13 protein-coding genes and 2 pseudogenes are annotated in these 16,888 nt (G+C 70.6%); 5 read left to right on the top strand and 10 right to left on the bottom strand.

Features of this window, described 5'->3' with window-relative positions; translation table 11 throughout:
- Position 1: 1 nt before the first annotated feature.
- From MTP03_RS06355 to MTP03_RS06340, 4 genes and pseudogenes are all read right to left on the bottom strand, one after another.
- Positions 2-1,485, bottom strand: a pseudogene (locus tag MTP03_RS06355) (flavin-containing monooxygenase).
- A gap of 16 nt (positions 1,486-1,501) precedes the next feature.
- Positions 1,502-2,425 (bottom strand): ferritin-like domain-containing protein, encoded by a 924-nt coding sequence (locus MTP03_RS06350; RefSeq protein WP_248491213.1) that lies wholly within the window; start codon positions 2,423-2,425, stop codon positions 1,502-1,504.
- Positions 2,426-2,453: 28 nt separating this feature from the next.
- A complete protein-coding gene (locus MTP03_RS06345; protein ID WP_371820959.1) occupies positions 2,454-3,308 on the bottom strand; it encodes an SDR family NAD(P)-dependent oxidoreductase in 855 nt (284 codons plus the stop codon).
- Positions 3,308-4,288 carry an alpha/beta hydrolase gene (locus MTP03_RS06340; RefSeq protein WP_248491210.1) on the bottom strand — a complete coding sequence of 327 codons (981 nt, stop codon included), beginning with the start codon at positions 4,286-4,288 and terminating at the stop codon, positions 3,308-3,310. The genes MTP03_RS06345 and MTP03_RS06340 overlap by 1 nt, the downstream gene beginning before the upstream one ends.
- A gap of 88 nt (positions 4,289-4,376) precedes the next feature.
- Here MTP03_RS06340 and MTP03_RS06335 point away from each other — a divergent pair, with 88 nt between their 5' ends.
- A complete protein-coding gene (locus MTP03_RS06335; protein WP_248491208.1) occupies positions 4,377-5,441 on the top strand; it encodes a ferredoxin--NADP reductase in 1,065 nt (354 codons plus the stop codon).
- Between the two features lie 136 nt (positions 5,442-5,577).
- Here MTP03_RS06335 and MTP03_RS06330 read toward each other — a convergent pair whose 3' ends face one another.
- On the bottom strand, positions 5,578-7,020 hold the full coding sequence (locus MTP03_RS06330) for an acyl-CoA synthetase (RefSeq protein WP_248491206.1): 1,443 nt from the start codon (positions 7,018-7,020) through the stop codon (positions 5,578-5,580).
- Between the two features lie 200 nt (positions 7,021-7,220).
- On the opposite strand from MTP03_RS06330, the gene ehuB reads away from it, so the two are divergent.
- The 4 genes and pseudogenes from ehuB (at position 7,221) to ehuA (ending at position 10,295) form a co-directional block, all read left to right on the top strand.
- A complete protein-coding gene (gene ehuB / locus MTP03_RS06325) occupies positions 7,221-8,123 on the top strand; it encodes an ectoine/hydroxyectoine ABC transporter substrate-binding protein EhuB (protein WP_248491205.1) in 903 nt (300 codons plus the stop codon).
- 19 nt (positions 8,124-8,142) lie between these two features.
- Positions 8,143-8,882 (top strand): annotated as a pseudogene (ehuC, locus tag MTP03_RS06320) (ectoine/hydroxyectoine ABC transporter permease subunit EhuC).
- Complete coding sequence (gene ehuD, locus MTP03_RS06315) at positions 8,879-9,520, top strand: ectoine/hydroxyectoine ABC transporter permease subunit EhuD (RefSeq protein WP_248491203.1); 642 nt, start codon at positions 8,879-8,881, stop codon at positions 9,518-9,520. Before ehuC ends, ehuD begins: the two are co-directional and overlap by 4 nt.
- A 19-nt stretch (positions 9,521-9,539) precedes the next feature.
- Positions 9,540-10,295, top strand: coding sequence for an ectoine/hydroxyectoine ABC transporter ATP-binding protein EhuA (ehuA, locus tag MTP03_RS06310; RefSeq protein WP_248492061.1), 756 nt, complete (start codon positions 9,540-9,542; stop codon positions 10,293-10,295).
- A 26-nt stretch (positions 10,296-10,321) separates the two neighbouring features.
- Here the strand turns inward: ehuA and MTP03_RS06305 are convergent, their stop codons facing one another.
- From MTP03_RS06305 to MTP03_RS06285, 5 genes are all read right to left on the bottom strand, one after another.
- Positions 10,322-11,281: an alpha/beta hydrolase gene (locus MTP03_RS06305; protein WP_248491201.1), complete on the bottom strand. Its 960-nt coding sequence runs from the start codon at positions 11,279-11,281 to the stop codon at positions 10,322-10,324.
- A 268-nt stretch (positions 11,282-11,549) separates the two neighbouring features.
- A complete protein-coding gene (locus tag MTP03_RS06300) occupies positions 11,550-12,812 on the bottom strand; it encodes an ABC transporter substrate-binding protein (protein ID WP_248491199.1) in 1,263 nt (420 codons plus the stop codon).
- Between the two features lie 53 nt (positions 12,813-12,865).
- On the bottom strand, positions 12,866-13,780 hold the full coding sequence (locus tag MTP03_RS06295; RefSeq protein WP_248492060.1) for a tetratricopeptide repeat protein: 915 nt from the start codon (positions 13,778-13,780) through the stop codon (positions 12,866-12,868).
- A gap of 141 nt (positions 13,781-13,921) precedes the next feature.
- On the bottom strand, positions 13,922-15,577 hold the full coding sequence (locus tag MTP03_RS06290; protein ID WP_248491197.1) for an AMP-binding protein: 1,656 nt from the start codon (positions 15,575-15,577) through the stop codon (positions 13,922-13,924).
- On the bottom strand, positions 15,574-16,860 hold the full coding sequence (locus MTP03_RS06285; protein WP_248491196.1) for an alpha/beta fold hydrolase: 1,287 nt from the start codon (positions 16,858-16,860) through the stop codon (positions 15,574-15,576). Before MTP03_RS06285 ends, MTP03_RS06290 begins: the two co-directional genes overlap by 4 nt.
- Between the last annotated feature and the right edge of the window lie 28 nt (positions 16,861-16,888).

Raw genomic sequence — 16,888 nt, 5'->3', positions numbered from 1 at the left:
GCTATCCGGCCGCCACCGCCGCGCCGGCCTCCTCGTGCACCAGGATGCGGTAGTCCCGCAGGTCGACGGTACGCAATTGACTCACGTACTGCGAGGCGAAGCCGGGGTACATGGTGGCGTTGAAACCGTCGTCGGTGAGGTACCAACTGCTGCAGCCCGAGTTCCACGTGGTCGCGGTGAGCCTCCGCTGGATGTCGCGGTTGTACTCCTCCTGGACGTCGGCGCGCACGTCGAGTGCCTTCCAGCCGTTGCGCAGCAGCTGGGCAATCGCGTCGGTGATGTAGTCGATCTGCGCCTCCATGTACACGAGCGCGGAACTGTGGCCCGGCCCGGAGTTGGGGCCGAAGGTGACGTACAGGTTGGGGTAGCCGGAAACGGCCACGCTGCGGTAGGCGTACGCGCCACCGCTCCACTCGTCGGCGAGGACCCGGCCGTCGAGCCCTGTGACGGGGACCGGCGAGCCGGTCTTGGACACGTCGAAGCCGGTGGCGAAGACGATGCAGTCGAACCGGTGCTCCACTCCTCGACGGTGCGGATCCCCTGCGGTGCGATGCGCGCAATGGGCCACGTGACGAGCTTGCAGTTCTCGCGCTGCAGTGCCGGGTAGTAGTCGCTGGTCATCAGCAGCCGCTTGCAGCCGGCCGCGAAGTCGGGGGTGAGTTGGCGGCGCAGCCACGGATCCCGGACCTGAAGGCGCAGGTGCAGCTTGCTGACGGCCTCGACGACTCGCGTGAGCGGAGTGTTCCAGACGACGCCGAGTGCCACCGATTCGTGGCCCCAGAACCAGAGGGCGCGCGCCAGCTGCTGCGCACCGGGGATCCTCCGGTAGATCGACTTGGTGAACTCGCCCGTCTCGGTGTTGATCCGGGGCAGTACCCAGCCGGGCGTGCGCTGGAAGACCTTGACGGAAGCTGCCTGCTTGACCAGCTCGGGCACGATCTGGACGCCGCTGGCACCGGTGCCGACGACAGCCACCTTCTTTCCGGTGAAGTCGTAATCGTGGTCCCACCGGGCGCTGTGGATCTTATGGCCCTCGTAGTCCTCAATGCCACGGATCGCGGGGAACGAGCAGTTCGCGAGAGGCCCCGAGGCAATGATTACGGCGCGCGCCCGCTCGGGATCGCGGCCTTCGAAGGAGATCGTCCACTCCCCCGCGTCGGCGTCGTAGACCACGCCGGTCACGGTGTGCTCGAAGCGGATGTGCGGCGCGATCCCCGACGATTCGACCATGCCGTCGATGTAGGAGAGGATCTCGGCACTGCCCGAATAGGTGTGGGACCAATCGGGGTTCGGGGCGAAGCTGTAGGAGTACAGGCGCGACGGGATGTCGCAGGCGGCACCGGGGTAGGTGTTGTCGCGCCAGGTGCCACCCACCCGGGTGTCGCGCTCGAAGACGACGAAGTCGTCGATCCCCTTGTCCTGGAGGCGAATGGCGGCGCCGATACCGGCGAAGCCGGCCCCGATGACGGCTACGGAGTGGGTCATGGCTGTGATGTCCTCGTCAGGCGGTGGGCTCGTAGGTCAGTTCCTGCGACCAGGTGGGCGTGCGGTGCACCAGGGGGAACGGGATGAGGGAGGTCGCCTTCACCAGCGTGTCCGCGGGTACGTGGTAGAGCCTGTTGCCACGATCGATGACGCGGCTACCGTGCCACGCGACGACGCGGAACATCGGGAGCCGCTTGATGTACTCGCTGCGGTCGCCGGCGGCGCGGTAGCGCTTCATCGCCCCGTACAGCCGCTCCTCGTCGACGCCCATCTCGACGATGTTGTCGCGCATCTTGTTCAGCAGCGGCACGTAGCTGAGGAAGCCGATGAGCAGCGAGGGCTTGATCCAGCCGCCGACGAAGTCGATGGAGCGCTTGCGCAGGTCGGCGTGGCCGAGCATGTCCATGACCTCGAAGTCCACCGCGAGGTGGCGGGACTCATCGGCGTTGATCCGCTTGAACACCTCCTGGGCGATGGGGTCCTTCACCTCGTCGGTGATGAACTTGATCAGGGCGCCGTCGAGGGCGACCTCGAGCATCGGGATGACGGTGCCGAGGAAGGAGAGCGACATGCCGTCGGAGTACTGGTCGAGCCAGTTGATCACGAGCTGCACGTTGACGTTCGGGGACGGGATCTCGTCGTCGTCGAGCATGCCCCAACGGCGCATGAGCGCGAGCTCGGCGTTGGCGTGCTTCTGCTCCTCCGCGTGGAAGTGCTCGTAGATGCTCTTGAGGGTCGGGGTCGGGGCCTTGCGCGCCATGGCTGCGAAGCCGCGGGCGCCCACGTTCTCGATCCACATCAGATCGGATAAGAAGGGCTTGAGCTTGGCGTGCAGATCCGGGTCGATGAGCTCGGCACCGGGTGCCTCCCAATCGATGTCGGCAAGGGCCCACTGCCGGTCCTTGATCATCGTGAGCATGTTGTCGAGGTCCATGGCCATGACGGAGTTCCTTTCGGGGGTGCGGCGGTCAGGAGGCGGGCAGGAGTCGGGTGAGCAACCCCAGGCCGCGGACGTAGGGCGTCGGGAAGTGGCGCTTGAGGTGCCAGATCACGTTCGCGTCGAGCTGCGGCACCACGTAGAGGCGACCGAGGTCGAGCGCGTCGAGGGTCTGCGCGGCGACGCCGGCGGGCGAGACCCCGGTGAGCTTCATCAGGGTGCCGGCGAGGTTCTTGCTCCCCTTGGTGATCCGGCCGTCGCGGGCGACATTGGTCTTGACGAACGTGGGACACAGGACCGTCACGTTCACGCCGGATCCCGCGAGCTCGGCGGCGAGGGTCTCCGAGAGGGACATGACTCCGGCTTTGGAGACGTTGTACGGCCCCATCGAAGGCGCTGCGGCGAATCCGGCGGCCGAGGCGACGTTGATGATGCCGCCGCGCCCGGCCTCGCGGAGCATCGGCGCGAACAGCTCGCAGCCGTGCACCACGCCCCACAGGTTGATGCCGAGGGCCCAGTTCCAGTCATCGAGCCCGATGTCGCCGACGGACCGTCCGCCGATGCCCACGCCGGCGTTGTTGATCACCAGGGTGGGCGGGCCGTCGAAGACGGTGCGCGCGAACGCCGCGAGGTTCTCGACGGCGGCGTGGTCGGCCACGTCGACGGTGACGGCGTGCGCCGTACCGCCGCGGGCCTCGATCAGCGCGACGGTCTCTTTCGCGCGCCCCTCGTCGATGTCGGCGCAGACGATCTCGCCGCCGCGCCGGGCGAGCTCGAGCGCGAACGCCCGGCCTATGCCGCTGCCGGCGCCGGTCACCACGGCCCTCGCTTCGACGGTGAGGGGATCGCGGACGAGATGGTGCAGGAGTCGGTCGATACCGAACATCATGAAACCTCCGAATCTGTGTGGGTGGGGGCGCTTTCGAGCGCCGCGAGGAAGTCGCGCACCCGCAGGAGCGCGCCGTCGGCCTCCGGGGCGAGCCGGGGCAGCGCCTGGAAGACGTGCATGAGGCCCGGCCAGATCTCCAGCGTGCTGTCACCACCGTGGCTGCGGAGCTCCGCGTCGAGGTGGCGGGCGTCGGCGGAGAGCATCTCGGCGCCGCCGGCCTGGATCAGGAACGGCGGCAGCCGGTCCGCGCGCCGGACGTCGAGCCGCAGGCGCGGATGTGCTGGATCCACGCCCTGCGTGTACTGGTCGACGAGACGCTTGGCGGCCGCGGCGGAGATGGCAGGGTCGCGCCGGATCCGTTCCTGCTGCGCCGCGAGCGCGAAGGTCAGATCGATGAGCGGGGAGAAGAGGACGGCAGCGGCGGGCTGGTCGCGATCGGTCTCGGCGCGGTGCAGCAGCAGGTCCGCGATCAGGTGCCCTCCCGCCGAGTCGCCGGCGATCACGACATCGTCCGCCGTGTAACCCTGGGTGAGCAGCCAGTCGAGGCCCGCTGCCACATCGGTCGCGGCGCACGGGAACGGGTGTTCCGGCGCGAGGCGGTAGTCCACGACGAAGACCGGCAGTCCCGTGGCGGCCGAGAGCCGCGCCGCCAGGCTGCGATGAGTGCGCGCCGAGCAGATGACGTAGGCGCTGCCGTGCACGTAGTAGATCGCTCGCCGGCCGTAGCTGACGTCCGGCCCGAGCACCCATTCGCCGCGCACCGGCGTCCGGACGGCACTGACGGTGGTCCCCCGCGGGGTCGAGCCGAGAGCGCCCATGATCGTGGCGACCAGCCCGCGTGCCACCCGGATCCCGACGGCGTTCATCGGGATGAGTCCGCTGGTCACGCCCAAGCCGTAGCGCGTGACGAGCGCGGCGACGTCCGACCGGGTGGTCGACGCCGACGGGACCGACGGGGCCGGTGTCGTTGTTCGCATGTCCTACACACCATCAGCAACCGTGCCATTTGTCAATGGCACAGTTGCCGCGGTAGCGTCCGGGAACCCGACGAAGGAGCAGGACACCGTGGATTCATCGGCGGCCGCACGGCCGCATCCGCTCGAGATCATCGACGTGATCGAGGAGGCCGCCGACGCGGTCTCCCTCGTCTTCGCGCATCCCGCCGAGGGCCGCCTCGACTACTCGCCCGGACAGTTCCTCACCCTGCGCGTCCCCGGCATGCCGGAGGACGGCACGCGCTGGGCGCCGCGCTGTTACTCGCTGTCGAGTACTCCCGGACTCGACGAGCACCTCAAGGTCACCGTCAAGCGAACCACCGGTGGCTACGCCTCGAACTGGCTGTGCGACAACGCCGAGCCGGGAATGATCCTCGACTCCCTGCCTCCGAGCGGGCGGTTCACCGTCCGCGGCGCTGCGGACCGGCTCGTGCTACTCGCAGCGGGAAGCGGCATCACGCCCGTCATGTCGATCCTCCGCGCCACACTTGCATCGTCGGCGACGCCGGTGACGCTCGTGTACGCGAACAGGGACCGCGACGCCGTGATCTTCCACGCCGCGATCGCCGCTCTCGCCGACGAACACGGCGACCGGCTGTCGGTGACCCACTGGCTCGAGTCCGACCGCGGGCTCCCCGACTCCGCGGGCCTCGCGTCACTGTTACCCACACCGACAGGCACGACCTCGGCGTACGTGTGCGGTCCCGCCGCCTTCATGGACTGCGCTGCGGCGGCCGCGGCGGCCATCGGCATCGACGAGGGCCGGATCCACCGGGAGAGCTTCTCCTCGCTGACCGGCGATCCGTTCGCCACACACGCTCCGGAACCCGGGGCGGACGAGGCCTCCGCCCCGCCGGACGGTGCCGCGACCGTCACCGTCGACCTGCACGGCGACACCACCGTCCTCACGTGGCCACGCGAACATGTACTCCTCGATGCACTCCTGGACCGAGGGCTCGACGCACCGTACGTCTGCCGCGAGGGCAACTGCGGCGGCTGCGCATTCACCCTGCGCAGCGGTGAGGTGCACATGATCGTCAACGACACCCTCGATGACCACGAGCTCGGCAACGGCATCCGCTTGGCGTGCCAATCGCTTCCGCGTACCGACGAGGTCGCCGTCGAATTCCACTGACTGTGGACATCGCGACAACCACTGCGATGGTTCCCGACCGAACTTCCATTACCCGCTCGGCGGGAGGGCCTTCACCGCTCAGCTCCTCGTGCACCACCCGAGCCGCGCTCGGCGCACGCCGCTTCCGCTCGGCGGATTAGTCGGCGAGCAGCTGCTTCTTCTGCACCTTGCCCATGGGATTGCGCGGGAGGTCGTCGACGAAGCGGATCTCCCGGGGACGCTTGTGCTTCGACAGCGTCTCCCCCACGAACGCGACGATCCCGGACGCCGCGGAGTCGTCCCGCGCACCGTCGGCGACGACGAACGCGACGACGCGCTGCCCGAGGTCGTCGTCCGGCAGCCCGACGACCGCCGCCTCGCGGACGTCGCCGTGGCCGAGCAGTGCCGCCTCGATCTCGCCGGCGCCGACGCGGAACCCACCCGTCTTGATGAGGTCGGTGGAGGCCCGGCCGACGATGCGGTGGAAGCCGCCCGCGTCGATGACCGCCACGTCGCCGGTATCGAACCAGCCGTCGCCCACCCAGGATTCGGCCGTCGCGTCGGGACGGTTCAGGTACTCGGCGCCCACCATGGGGCCGCGGATCTGCAGCGCGCCGATCGACTCCCCGTCGTGCGGTGCCTCGCCGCCGGATTCGACGATGATGCGCGACTCGACGCCGCCGATCGGCAGGCCCACCCAGCCGGGACGGCGCTCGCCGTCGGCCCGCGCGCTGACGGTGATCAGGGTCTCGGTCATGCCGTAGCGCTCCACGATCTCGTGGCCCGTGAGTTCGCGGATGCGCTCGAACACCGGCGCGGGCAGCGGGGCGCTCCCCGAGATCAGCAGGCGCGCGTCCCGCAGCGCCGCAGCGGATTCGGGATCCCGCGCCATCCGCGACCACACCGTGGGGACACCGAAGAACAGCGTGCCGCCCTGCTCCCGCGCGGCCGCCGCGTAGGCCTCGGGAGTCGGCTTCCCGGTGTGCACCAGCGGGCTTCCCACCCGCAGCGGACCGAGCACGCCCAGGATGAGACCGTGCACGTGGAACAGCGGAAGCCCGTGCACCAGCGTGTCGTTCGCCGTCCACGCCCACGCATCGGCGAGGCCGTCGATGCACGCCGCGATCGCCTCGCGGCGGATCGGCACGCCCTTCGGCGCACCCGTGGTGCCCGAGGTGTACATGATGAGCGCCGTCGCCCCCGCCGGCGGTTCGGGCAGCGCGTGCCAGCCGCGCGCGTGCTCGCGCACCGGCACCGTCGGCAGACCGAACCGGGCGGGATCGGCCGGGGTCGCCCCGAGCCACGCCTGCGCGCCGGAATCGGCGAGCACGTGCGCGATCTCGTCGGTGCCGGAATCGGGCGGGACGGGCACGGCCGGGACCCCGGCGCGCAAGGCTCCGACCAGCGCGACGACGGTGGCGAGCGTCGGCTCGGCGAACACCGCCACCGGACCGCGCACCCCCAGCCCGTTCAGCCGCTCGGCGACCGCCGTCGACGCCCCGACGAGGTCGGTGCGCGAGAGCGTGCGGCCGCCGATCGTGACGGCCGGCTCGTCGTCGGAGCCGGGCGGAACCGGGGTCACCGTGTGCGGCAGCAGCATGCCGTCATCGTAGGCCGCCCGGAGGCCGCGATCGCGGTGGTCCCGCGTTCCACGATGTCAGCGCCCGCGGATTGGTACGGTGCTCACAGCACCGAAACGAGGAATCGAACGAAACCAGGGCCGCCGACAACCGTGGCGCAGACTCGGACTCGCGCGGAATCCGTGCCAGTGTGCGACGGCCCGAACGAGAGGTCGCGACCGTGAGATCGAACAAGAATTCCTGGAGCAAGAACGGGTTCCGCCGAGGTGTCGCCGCCGTCGCAGCGGGCGCGCTCGCGGCGACGGTACTGGCGGGTTGCACGAAGACCGACCAGGACGGCGGCAAGAGCACCCTGGAACGACTACGGGAAGCGGGAAGCATCACCGTCGCCTTCGCCGGGGAGGCGCCGTACTCGTTCGAGAAGGACGGCGAACTCACCGGGGGCACCATCGCCATCGACCGCGAGATCTTCAAGAATCTGGGGATCAACGAGGTCAAGGGCGTGAAGACCGACTGGGCGGGACTGATTCCGGGCCTCAACGCCAAGCGCTACGACATGGTGAGCGCAGGCATGTCGATCCTGCCCGACCGCTGCGCCCAGGCCGCTTTCAGCACACCGCTGATCAACTACACGACCGCGCTGATGGTCAAACCCGGCAATCCGAAGAGTCTCACCTCGATCGAGTCGATCAGGGAGAGCGGCGCCACCATGGCGGCGGTGACCGGTGCGATCGAGGCTGACTACGCGAAGAACGCCGGTATCGAGGCCACGCTCGTCGGCGCCCAGCAGGACGGCTTGGACGCCGTCGCCTCCGGCCGGGTGGACGCCTTCGCGTACACGGCCGTCTCGCAGAACTACCTCAAGAACAACCCGCCGAACCCGAACGTCGAGGTCACCAAGCCGTTCATCGCGAATCTCAACGGCAAGCCCTACAACCCGGCCGGAGCCGCCGTGTTCCGGTCGGACGACACCGACCTCCTGGACGCCTACAACGCCGAGGCGCAGAAGATCGTGCGGGACAAGGCGAAATACATGGAACTGCTGGGCCCGTTCGGCTTCACGGAGGAGAACATCCCGGATCCGGCACTGACCACCGAGCAGCTCTGTACGACGGGCGGCTGACGCCCGCCGGTCACCCATCGTGAACGTCGACATCGGCGCCCTCACCGATGCCCTGCCGCTCCTGCGGAAAGGCATCCTGGTGACGGTCGAACTCACCCTCGGCGGCGGCCTGCTGGCCTTCGTGATCGCCCTCGCGCTCGGCACCGTCGTGCGCGTGCGCTTCCTCCCCTCCGGGCGCTCGCGCGAGTGGTCATCGAGGTGTTCCGCGGCAGTTCGCTCGTGGTCCAGCTCTTTTTCTTCTTCTACGTCCTCCCCCTGCTCGGCTATCGGCTGGAGCCCCTGGTGTGCGGCATCGTCGCGCTCGGCCTCAACTACGGCGCCTACGGGGCGGAGGTGGTGCGCGGCGCCCTCAACGCGGTGCCCCGACCTCAGGTCGAGGCGGCGATCGCGCTGAGCTTCTCACCGTGGCAGCGGCTGCGCCGGGTGATCTTCCCGCAGGCGTGGGCCCTCATGGTGCCGTCACTGGGGAACCTGCTGATCCACCTGCTCAAGGGCACCGCGTTCGCCTCCTACATCACGCTGTACGACCTCACGGCGGGCATCACGGACCTGCGGAAGGCCTCCGGCGACACCCTGTTCTCCTTCGGCGTGGGCCTCGTCGTGTACCTGGTGCTCGCGCTCGTCCTCCTCGCGGCCATCAACCTCGCGGAGACCCGCGCGAAACACCGCCTCGGCCGGGGCCCCTCGGTGCGCGACGCCCTCCGTGGCGGGCTCCGGCTCCGGCCCGGCGCGGGCGATCGCACGGGGGCGCTCCGATGATCGACTGGAGCTGGAAGCGCGCCGGGGAGGCACTCCCCGTGCTGTGGCAGGGATTTCAGATCACCCTGCTCGCCACCCTGCTCGGCTTCCTGCTGGCGGCGGCACTGGGCCTGCTGATCGCCGTGGCCCGCAGGGCCGCGCCGCGCTGGATCTCGGTGCCCGTCCACGCAGTCGCGGAGTTCGTCCGGCTCACCCCGATCGTGGTCCAACTGCTGTTCGCGTACGCACTGCTCCCTCAGTTCACGGCACTCAGCATCGGTATCGCGGTGCTCGGCGTGCACTACTCGACCTATATGGCGGAGGTCTACCGCGCCGGGATCGACGACGTGCCGAAGGGACAGTGGGAGGCTGCCCGGGCGTTGTCGCTCTCCCCGGCGCGGACGTGGCGCGCCGTGATCCTGCCGCAGGCCATCCGCAGAAGCATCCCCGCACTGGGCAACAACGCCGTCTCGATGTTCAAGGACACCCCGTACCTGTTCACGATCACAGTGGTCGAGCTCGTCACCGCCGCCCAGCAGTACGGCGCCTCGAAGTTCGCCTACCTGGAGGCGATCACCATGGCCGGCGCGTTCTTCCTCGCCGCCAGTTACCCCACCTCAGTGCTCATTCGACGACTGGAGAAGCGCCTTGTCTACTGACCCGGACACCAACGATCGAATGATCCGGTTCGACGGCGTAGTCAAACGGTTCGGCGACCACACCGTGCTCGACCGCCTCGACTTCACCGTCGGACGTGGAGAGAAGGTGACCCTGATCGGCCCGAGCGGCTCCGGCAAGACCACGATCCTCCGGCTGCTCATGACTCTCGAGACCGTCACGGAAGGCGTGATCGAAGTGGACGGGCGACCGCTGACCCACGAGATGCGCGGCGGCCGTCTGGTGCCGGCACGGGAGAAGCACCTGCGCGAGATCCGCAAGCAGATCGGCATGGTGTTCCAGCAGTTCAACCTCTTCCCGAACATGCGCGTCCTGGGCAACATCATCGAGGCCCCCGTGCACGTCCTGAACCAGGACAAGGAGAAGGCCGTCGCCCGGGCCCGGGAACTGCTGGAGGTCGTGGGGCTCGCCGACAAGGAGGACGCGCACCCGTCGCAACTGTCCGGAGGGCAGCAGCAGCGGGTGGCCATCGCGCGGTGCCTCGCGATGAATCCCAAGGTGATGCTGCTCGACGAGGTCACCTCCGCGCTCGACCCCGAGCTGGTCGACGACGTGCTCGTTGTGCTCCGGGACATCGCGACGGGCACCGACATCACGATGGTGATCGTGACCCACGAGATGCGCTTCGCCCGCGAGGTCTCCGACCGGGTGCTCATGTTCGACAGCGGTCGCGTGATCGAGGAGGCGCCCCCGGAGAAGCTGTTCGGCAGCCCGACGCACGAACGCACGCGCGAGTTCCTCAGGGCCGTACTCTGACGACGGCCGCCCCCGGTCCAGCCCGTTCAGGCGGCGCGGCGTGCGGAGTTCGCGTCGAACGCGGCCTCCAGGAAGAGTGCGGTGATCTGCACCGCCTGGGCACTCTCCGGGGTCGCACCGGCGAGCACCGGAAACGCGTGCACACCGCCCTCGTACAGGTGCAGGTCACAGAGGCGGCCGGCGGCGTCGAGACGCGCGTGCAGGCGCTCGGCGTCCACGCGGAGCATCTCTTCGGTACACGCGACCACCAGCGCGGGTGGGAAGGCGGCCGGGTCGATCCGCGTCGCGTCGTCGTCGCCGCGCAGCGCGTCCGGCCCGCGGTCGAAGAACTCGCGCAGGCCGCGCAGCTTGTCGGCGGTGAGGTACGCATCGTCGATGTCGTAACGCGGGTCGCCGTCCTCGACCGTCGGGGTGAGCAGCGGGGAGAAGCCGAAGTACGCCGCGGGCGTCCGCGAGGCGTCGAGGTACGCGAGTTCGACCACCTTGGCGGAGACGTAGCCGCCGGCGGAATCGCCCCCCACCGCGACCTGTGTGTAGCGGCCCGAATCGGCGACCGCGCGGTAGACGCGGTAGCCGTCCTCGACCGACGATCCGACCCCCACCTCGGGCAGCTGCCGGTAATCGACGTTGAAGACCGTCACGCCGAGCGCGCGGGCCAGCGCCGCCGCGACCCGGCGGTGGGTCGCGGGGCCACCGGCGAGGAACGCGCCACCGTGGTAGTAGCAGAGAGCGACGTCGGGCCGCAGGTCGCCCGCGGTGGGAACCAGCCGCTCCACCGGCACGCCGGCCAGCTCCACCCGGTCCACCTCGACGTCGTCGGGCATCCACCCGATTCGGTCCGCGAGCCCCTCGATGAGCGCGAGCGGACCGAACGACCAGGACCGCACGGGGTACAGCCCGATGAGGGGCTTGAGCAGCAGGCGGGCCCCCGCGATGGCGAGCGCCGACTGGGCGCTCACGCCGCGATGCGTGGTGACCGACATCATCGTCTCCTCTCGTCCGGCCGACGAGGGCCGGACAGAACCGGTTCAGACTAAGCGGAACCGGTCGATAGATCCAGCGAATCCGCCTATCAACGGCCCCGGCGTGTCCCGGTCGCCGGAGCTCGGACACCGGTGACGACGGTCACATCAGCTCATCGGGGAACTGCCGGTGCGCTCCGCGCCCGCCGTGATCCAACGCCGCGCTACCAGGAACAACGCCGCCGGAGGGGCGATCGATACCAAGGAACGCGTTCCGGGACGCGGCGGACCGTCAGCTCGGGAACCGCTCGAGCTCCTTCTCGACGACCGTGGCGACACCGCGGAGCTCGGCCATCGGGTCGGTCCCGCCGCGGATGACGCGGTCGAGCGCGTCGCGATAGGCCGTGGCGCTGCGCGGGGTCCACAACAGGGGAGTCTGCGGCCGGCCGACGGAGTACACGAGTTGGGCGGCCTCGTTGTACAGGCCGGTCGCCAGCTTCGTCGCCTGCGGCAGCAGCGACCGCCGGGCCGGGACGTGCAGCCCGTACTGCTGTGCCCAGTCGAGCTGCAGGTCGGTCCTCTCGATCCACAACCACTGGACGAACTTCTTCGCCCGCTCCACGTCGCCTTCGGCGTTCACCGCCGCGCCGTACGCACCGAACGGGACGCTCGCGCCGCCGTTCGCGCCGATGGCCGGGAAGGGCCGGACGCCGACGTCGTCGCCGAGCGCCGCGCGGATCGCCGGCAGCGCCCACAGGCCGGTCCACTGCATCGCGGTCCGGCCGGCGATGAACGCGCCCGGATCGGACCAGTCCTGCGGTGCGCCGAGCAGCAGGTCGCCCGACGTGAACAGGCTGCGGAGCGTCCGCAGGCCTGCGGCCACGTCCTCGTGAACGAAGCCGGGCCGGATGTCGGGCGTGAGGTAGTCGTGTCCCGAGGACCACAACAGGACCCCGCCGACCACGTCCACCCCACCGTTGTTACCGAGGAACAGGCCCTTGACCTCCGGCCCGTTCAGCGCTCGCGCCGCCGAGACCAGCTCGTCGAGGGTGCGGGGTGGAACTACCCCGGCCGCCTCCAGCATCGACCGCCGATACACCAGTAGCTGCATGTCGGTCACCTGCGGCACCGCGTACACCCGGCCGCGGTACGTCATCCGGTCGAGCAGCGCGGGCGTGAAGTCCGAACGCGCGTCACCGAACAGGTCCGTCAGATCGGCGACCCGGCCCGCGGCGATCATGTCCATCGTCGGGCCGTTGGCGAACTCGAACACGTCCGGCCCGTCGCCGCCGGCCAGCGCCGACGACACCCGCTGGTCGTAGTCGCCGGGGAACGAGACGACCCGCACGCCACTGCCCGGGAACTGCGACGCGTACCTCACCAACGCCTCCGGGGCGCCGTTCTCGCCGTACTGGTGGAACCAGGCGTGCAGATCACCGCCGGTCCCCGATTCACCACGGCCGGTGCTCGGTCCGCACGCGGCGAGCGCACCTGCGAGTGTCGCCCCGCCGACCCCCGCCAGCACCGCGCGACGCGACACTCCGTTCACAGACACCCGATCATTATCACAAACCCGCGATCGTGGTGCGGCCCATGCCCGCCCGCGGGTCAGAAGAGCGCGGCAGCGAGATCGCGGCGAGCCGCCAGCACGACCGGATCCGCCGGGTCGAACAGCTCGAACAGCTCCAGCAGTCGGGTGCGCAGCGCGGTGCGGTCGTCGCCGGACGCGGTGCGGATCGCCGCCGTCAGGCGCGCGAACGCATCCGCGGGGGCCCCACCGAGGAGCTCCTCGTCGGCGGCGGCGAGGATCTGCTCGACGTCGCCCGGGGCGGCGGCCGCGCGCCCCACGGCCCCCGGTTCGATGCGGGTGGCGCGGGCGAAGAACGCCATCTGCTTCACCGCGGCGGCGGCCTCCACATCGCGCGGGTCGGCGTGCAGGATCGCCTCGTACGCGGCGCGCGCACCGTCGTAGTCGCCGTCGGCCGCGAGCTGCTCTGCCGCGTCGCGCCGCGGGTCCGACGGTGCGTCCGCCTCCCCCTCGACGCCGGCCCCGCCGCCGACGCCGCCGAACTCGGGCGGCAACTGCGAGAGCACGTCGTCGAGCCACTGGCGCACCGCCTGCTCCGGTTGGGCGCCCGCGAACGCGGTGGCCGCGCGGCCCCCGGCGACGGCGATCACCATGGGCACCGACTGGGCGCCGAAGGCCTGCGCGACCCCCGGCGCACCGTCGACATCGACGCGCGCGAGGGTCCAACGCCCGCCGTCGTCGGCCGCCAGCTTGCCGAGCACCGCGGCCATCGCCTGGGACTGCTCGCTGTATGGGGCCATGAGCAGGACGACGACCAACTGGTTCGCCGACCGATCGATGACCTCGACGGGGAAGCTCTGGTCGGTGACGTCGACGACGCCGGGCCCGGCGGACGCGGCACCGTCGGGCTCCTGCCCCGCCGCCGCGCGCGCCTCCTGGACCGCCTTCGCGTCCGCCCGGGCCTTGAGGCCCGAGAGGTCGACCGCCCCCGCCATGGCCGCCGCGGTGCGCAACGCCCGTTCCTGGTCCTGCCTGGAAGCGCCTCGTCCGGCGCGCGGTGTAGTCACCCCTCCATCTTGGCACGGGTCCGCCCCCGCGCTGGCGCCGGAAGCGTTCGCCGAGAGCGAGCGCTCGGGTCAGGCGTACCGCGAGCGTTCGGCGTCGAACCGCCACGACCCGGGCCCGGGCGTGCCGCGCTCGGCCAAGGCGCCGCGACGCGGGCGGAACCAGCTGGTCTGGGGAACCGAGTCGACCACGTGCACGGCGTCGGGGTACTGCTCGTGCCGGCCCGCGAACGCGTCGGTCACCTCGTCCGCCGTGAGGGTGTCCCCCGCGCGCAGCGTGACTGCCGCGACCACCTGGGGCGCGTCCGACGGCGACGCCCCCGGGACGTGGTACACGACCGCCTGGTCGACCTGGCCCAACTGCTCGAGCACGTCCGAGACGGGGATCGAGTACACCGGACCGCGGTCGGTGACCGCGACGGTGCGCACGTCGTCGACGAGCCAGTAGTCGCCGTCGTCGTCCTGGCGGAACAGGTGCCCCGTCGAGAACCAGGCGTCGCCCGGGCGGAACACGCCGCGCAGCAGGACGTCGTGGTGAGTGGTGTCCGGGTCCGCACGACCGAGGAGCACTCCCACCTCGCCCTGCCGGACCTCCTGCAGGAATCCGTCGCCGTTCTCCACGAACCGGCCGGAGTCGAAGTAGTAGTCCACCAGGGCGACCTCGGCGCTGCCCGGCAGGCGACGCCCCTTCGCCCCGGGTTTGCCGCCCCGGACCTTGGCCAGCACGATCTCCCCCTCGGTGGAGGCGTAGAACTCGACGACCTGCGCGTCGAACGCCTCCGAGACCCGGCGGGACAGCTCGGCGGACATGCCCGAGCCGATGAACGCCCGGACGGGGTGGTACTTCGGAACCGTGAGGTCCGGTGCGTCGAGCACCGCACGCATCAGGTTCCAGGTGTAGCAGACCACGGTGACGCCGTAGCGCTGCACCTCGACCATGAACCGGTCGGGATCGAAGTCCCTGGTCAGCGCGATGCGGGAGCCGCCGGCAAGCGCACCGCCCAGGCTCGTCATCAGGCCCGAGCTGTGACTGAGCGGCGTGAGGCAGTAGACGGTGTCGCTCTCCGACAGCCGCGCCGCGGACGCCGTACCGAACGCCGAGAGCGCCCACCGGCCGTTCGTGACCCGCTTGGCCCGCAGCCCGCCGCCCGCCTCGGAGAACATGACGAACGCGAGGTCGCGCCCGAGCCCGGCGTCGGGCCGGTACCAGCGCGGGATCCGCACGTCGTCGGGGTCGACCTGCTCCAGGTCGACGAGCTCGGCGTCGAGGTCCTGACGGGACGCCCCCGGCCGGTCGCGCCGGTCGCCGCCACCGACGACGAACACACGCTCTGCGACGGCCACCGCGTCCTGCGCGTGCTCCGGGTCGGTGATCACCGACGTCGCCTCGCCGAGCCGTAGCGCTGCCGCGTAATCGATACCCGGCGGCAGCAGCACCGCGACGGCCCCGAGCCGCGACAGCGCGGCCATCACGACCAGCGCCGACGGGCGGGTGTGCATGAGCACACCCACGTGCTCGCCCTGCCGGACGCCGACCTGGAGCAGGCCGCTGACGACGCGGTCGATGCGCTCGTTGACCGCGTGCTTGGAGTGCACGCGGTCCTCGTACAGGAACAGCTCGCCGTGCGGGTCCCGCGCCGCCTGCTCCGCGAGCAGCTTGCCCAGCGAGACCTGGGTGTGCGCCTGCAGCTGCCCCAACCGGGCCAGTTTGGGCAGGCCACGGGTCACCTCGCGCGCCACCGCCGACGCGCCGGCCGCGGCCCCGACGCCGCGTCGAGCACGTCGCGCGCGGCCACGAATCCGACGGTGGCGAGCCCACCCAGGCCGGCGACCACCGGATTGACGCCTGCGTCCGTGCCGTCGTGCGGCTGCATCGCCGCCACGTTCTCCGGCTCGGGGCCGCGCCCCTCCTGCCAGGCGATCCAGGCGGCCACCGTCGGATAGGTGACCGCGCCGGCCGAACTGCCCACGACGAGCCCGAAGTGCCCGGCCGAGACCTGCGCCTCGTAAACGTCCGCGGACGGGGCCGCCTGCAGGATCCCGCGGACCGCGCTCGGCCGGCCGATCTGGTCCGACTTGCCGACGAACGCCAGCACCGGGCAGGTGATCGAGGCGAGCGAGACCGCGTCGCCGTCGATCGCGAAGCCGCCCGTGAGCATGCGGTTGTGCACGACGAACTGCTTGAGCAGGTCGGCCACCGCAGGCCCCGCGTAAGCGACCCAGCCGTCGGCCTCGAGGAAGCGGCGCTGGTCCTCGCGCGGGAGCAGTGCCGCCCGGTCGTGCAGCTGCCGCACGAAGTCGATCCGCGAGCGGACCGCCTTCACCGGGTTGAGCATCTCGAAGCCGCGCTGCACCATCCAGCTCGGCAGGTAGAAGCGGTTGAACACGTGGTCGGCGACGAACTCGGCGCCCTTGTTCACCAGCGCGGGCGGGGCGCCCAGCGGCAGGCCGGCGGAGATGTCGACGGGGCTGCCGAACGTCACGAGGCTCGCGATCGACCGCGATCGGCGGTACGCGGCCACCTGGTAGCAGAACATCCCGCCCTGCGAGTAGCCGCCGATGTGCACGTCGCGCCCGCGCACGGCGACGATCCGGTCGATCGCTTTGGAGATGGCCACCACGTGGTCCGCGAGGTTGCGCTCGAGTCCGCCCTCCTCCCGGTCGGGCGAACCGAAGTCGATCACCCACGGGTCGATGCCCGCGCGGTGCAGCACCGAGACGGCGCCCTTGTCCTCGGTGACGTCGAAGACGTTCGCGTCCACCATCATCGGCGGGACCAGCAGGATCACCGGCCGCCCGTCCACGGCGGGCGCCGGCGACGAGTCGGCGAAGTACCGCCGCAACCGGTACATCGGGGACCGGTCGACCACCGCGAATTGCGACGGCTTCGCGCCGGTCTCGAGGCCGCCCTGCGTGAGCACCTCGTAGCCGTTGCGGGCCGTGGCGGCCAGCCGGTTCACGGACGCCTCGAGCGCCCTTCCTCCGGGCAGGCCGCCCAGGATGTCCACCATGTCTCACGCCCCTCGTCAGGCCGAACCG

The sequence above is a fragment of the Tsukamurella sp. PLM1 genome (assembly GCF_023168325.1).
Lineage (GTDB): Bacteria > Actinomycetota > Actinomycetes > Mycobacteriales > Mycobacteriaceae > Tsukamurella.
The sequence above is the reverse complement of the archived record's forward strand: the minus strand, read 5'-3'. Positions and strand labels throughout refer to the sequence as shown.

Coding starts and splice junctions, on each gene's coding strand:
- MTP03_RS06340 (WP_248491210.1), bottom strand. CDS start 4,288: ATGCGAACAACGACACCGGCCCCGTCGGTCCCGTCGGCGTCGACCACC.
- ehuD (WP_248491203.1), top strand. CDS start 8,879: ATGATCGACTGGAGCTGGAAGCGCGCCGGGGAGGCACTCCCCGTGCTG.
- ehuA (WP_248492061.1), top strand. CDS start 9,540: ATGATCCGGTTCGACGGCGTAGTCAAACGGTTCGGCGACCACACCGTG.
- MTP03_RS06295 (WP_248492060.1), bottom strand. CDS start 13,780: ATGGCGGGGGCGGTCGACCTCTCGGGCCTCAAGGCCCGGGCGGACGCG.
- MTP03_RS06285 (WP_248491196.1), bottom strand. CDS start 16,860: ATGGTGGACATCCTGGGCGGCCTGCCCGGAGGAAGGGCGCTCGAGGCG.
- MTP03_RS06305 (WP_248491201.1), bottom strand. CDS start 11,281: ATGATGTCGGTCACCACGCATCGCGGCGTGAGCGCCCAGTCGGCGCTC.
- MTP03_RS06350 (WP_248491213.1), bottom strand. CDS start 2,425: ATGGCCATGGACCTCGACAACATGCTCACGATGATCAAGGACCGGCAG.
- MTP03_RS06330 (WP_248491206.1), bottom strand. CDS start 7,020: ATGCTGCTGCCGCACACGGTGACCCCGGTTCCGCCCGGCTCCGACGAC.
- MTP03_RS06345 (WP_371820959.1), bottom strand. CDS start 3,308: ATGTTCGGTATCGACCGACTCCTGCACCATCTCGTCCGCGATCCCCTC.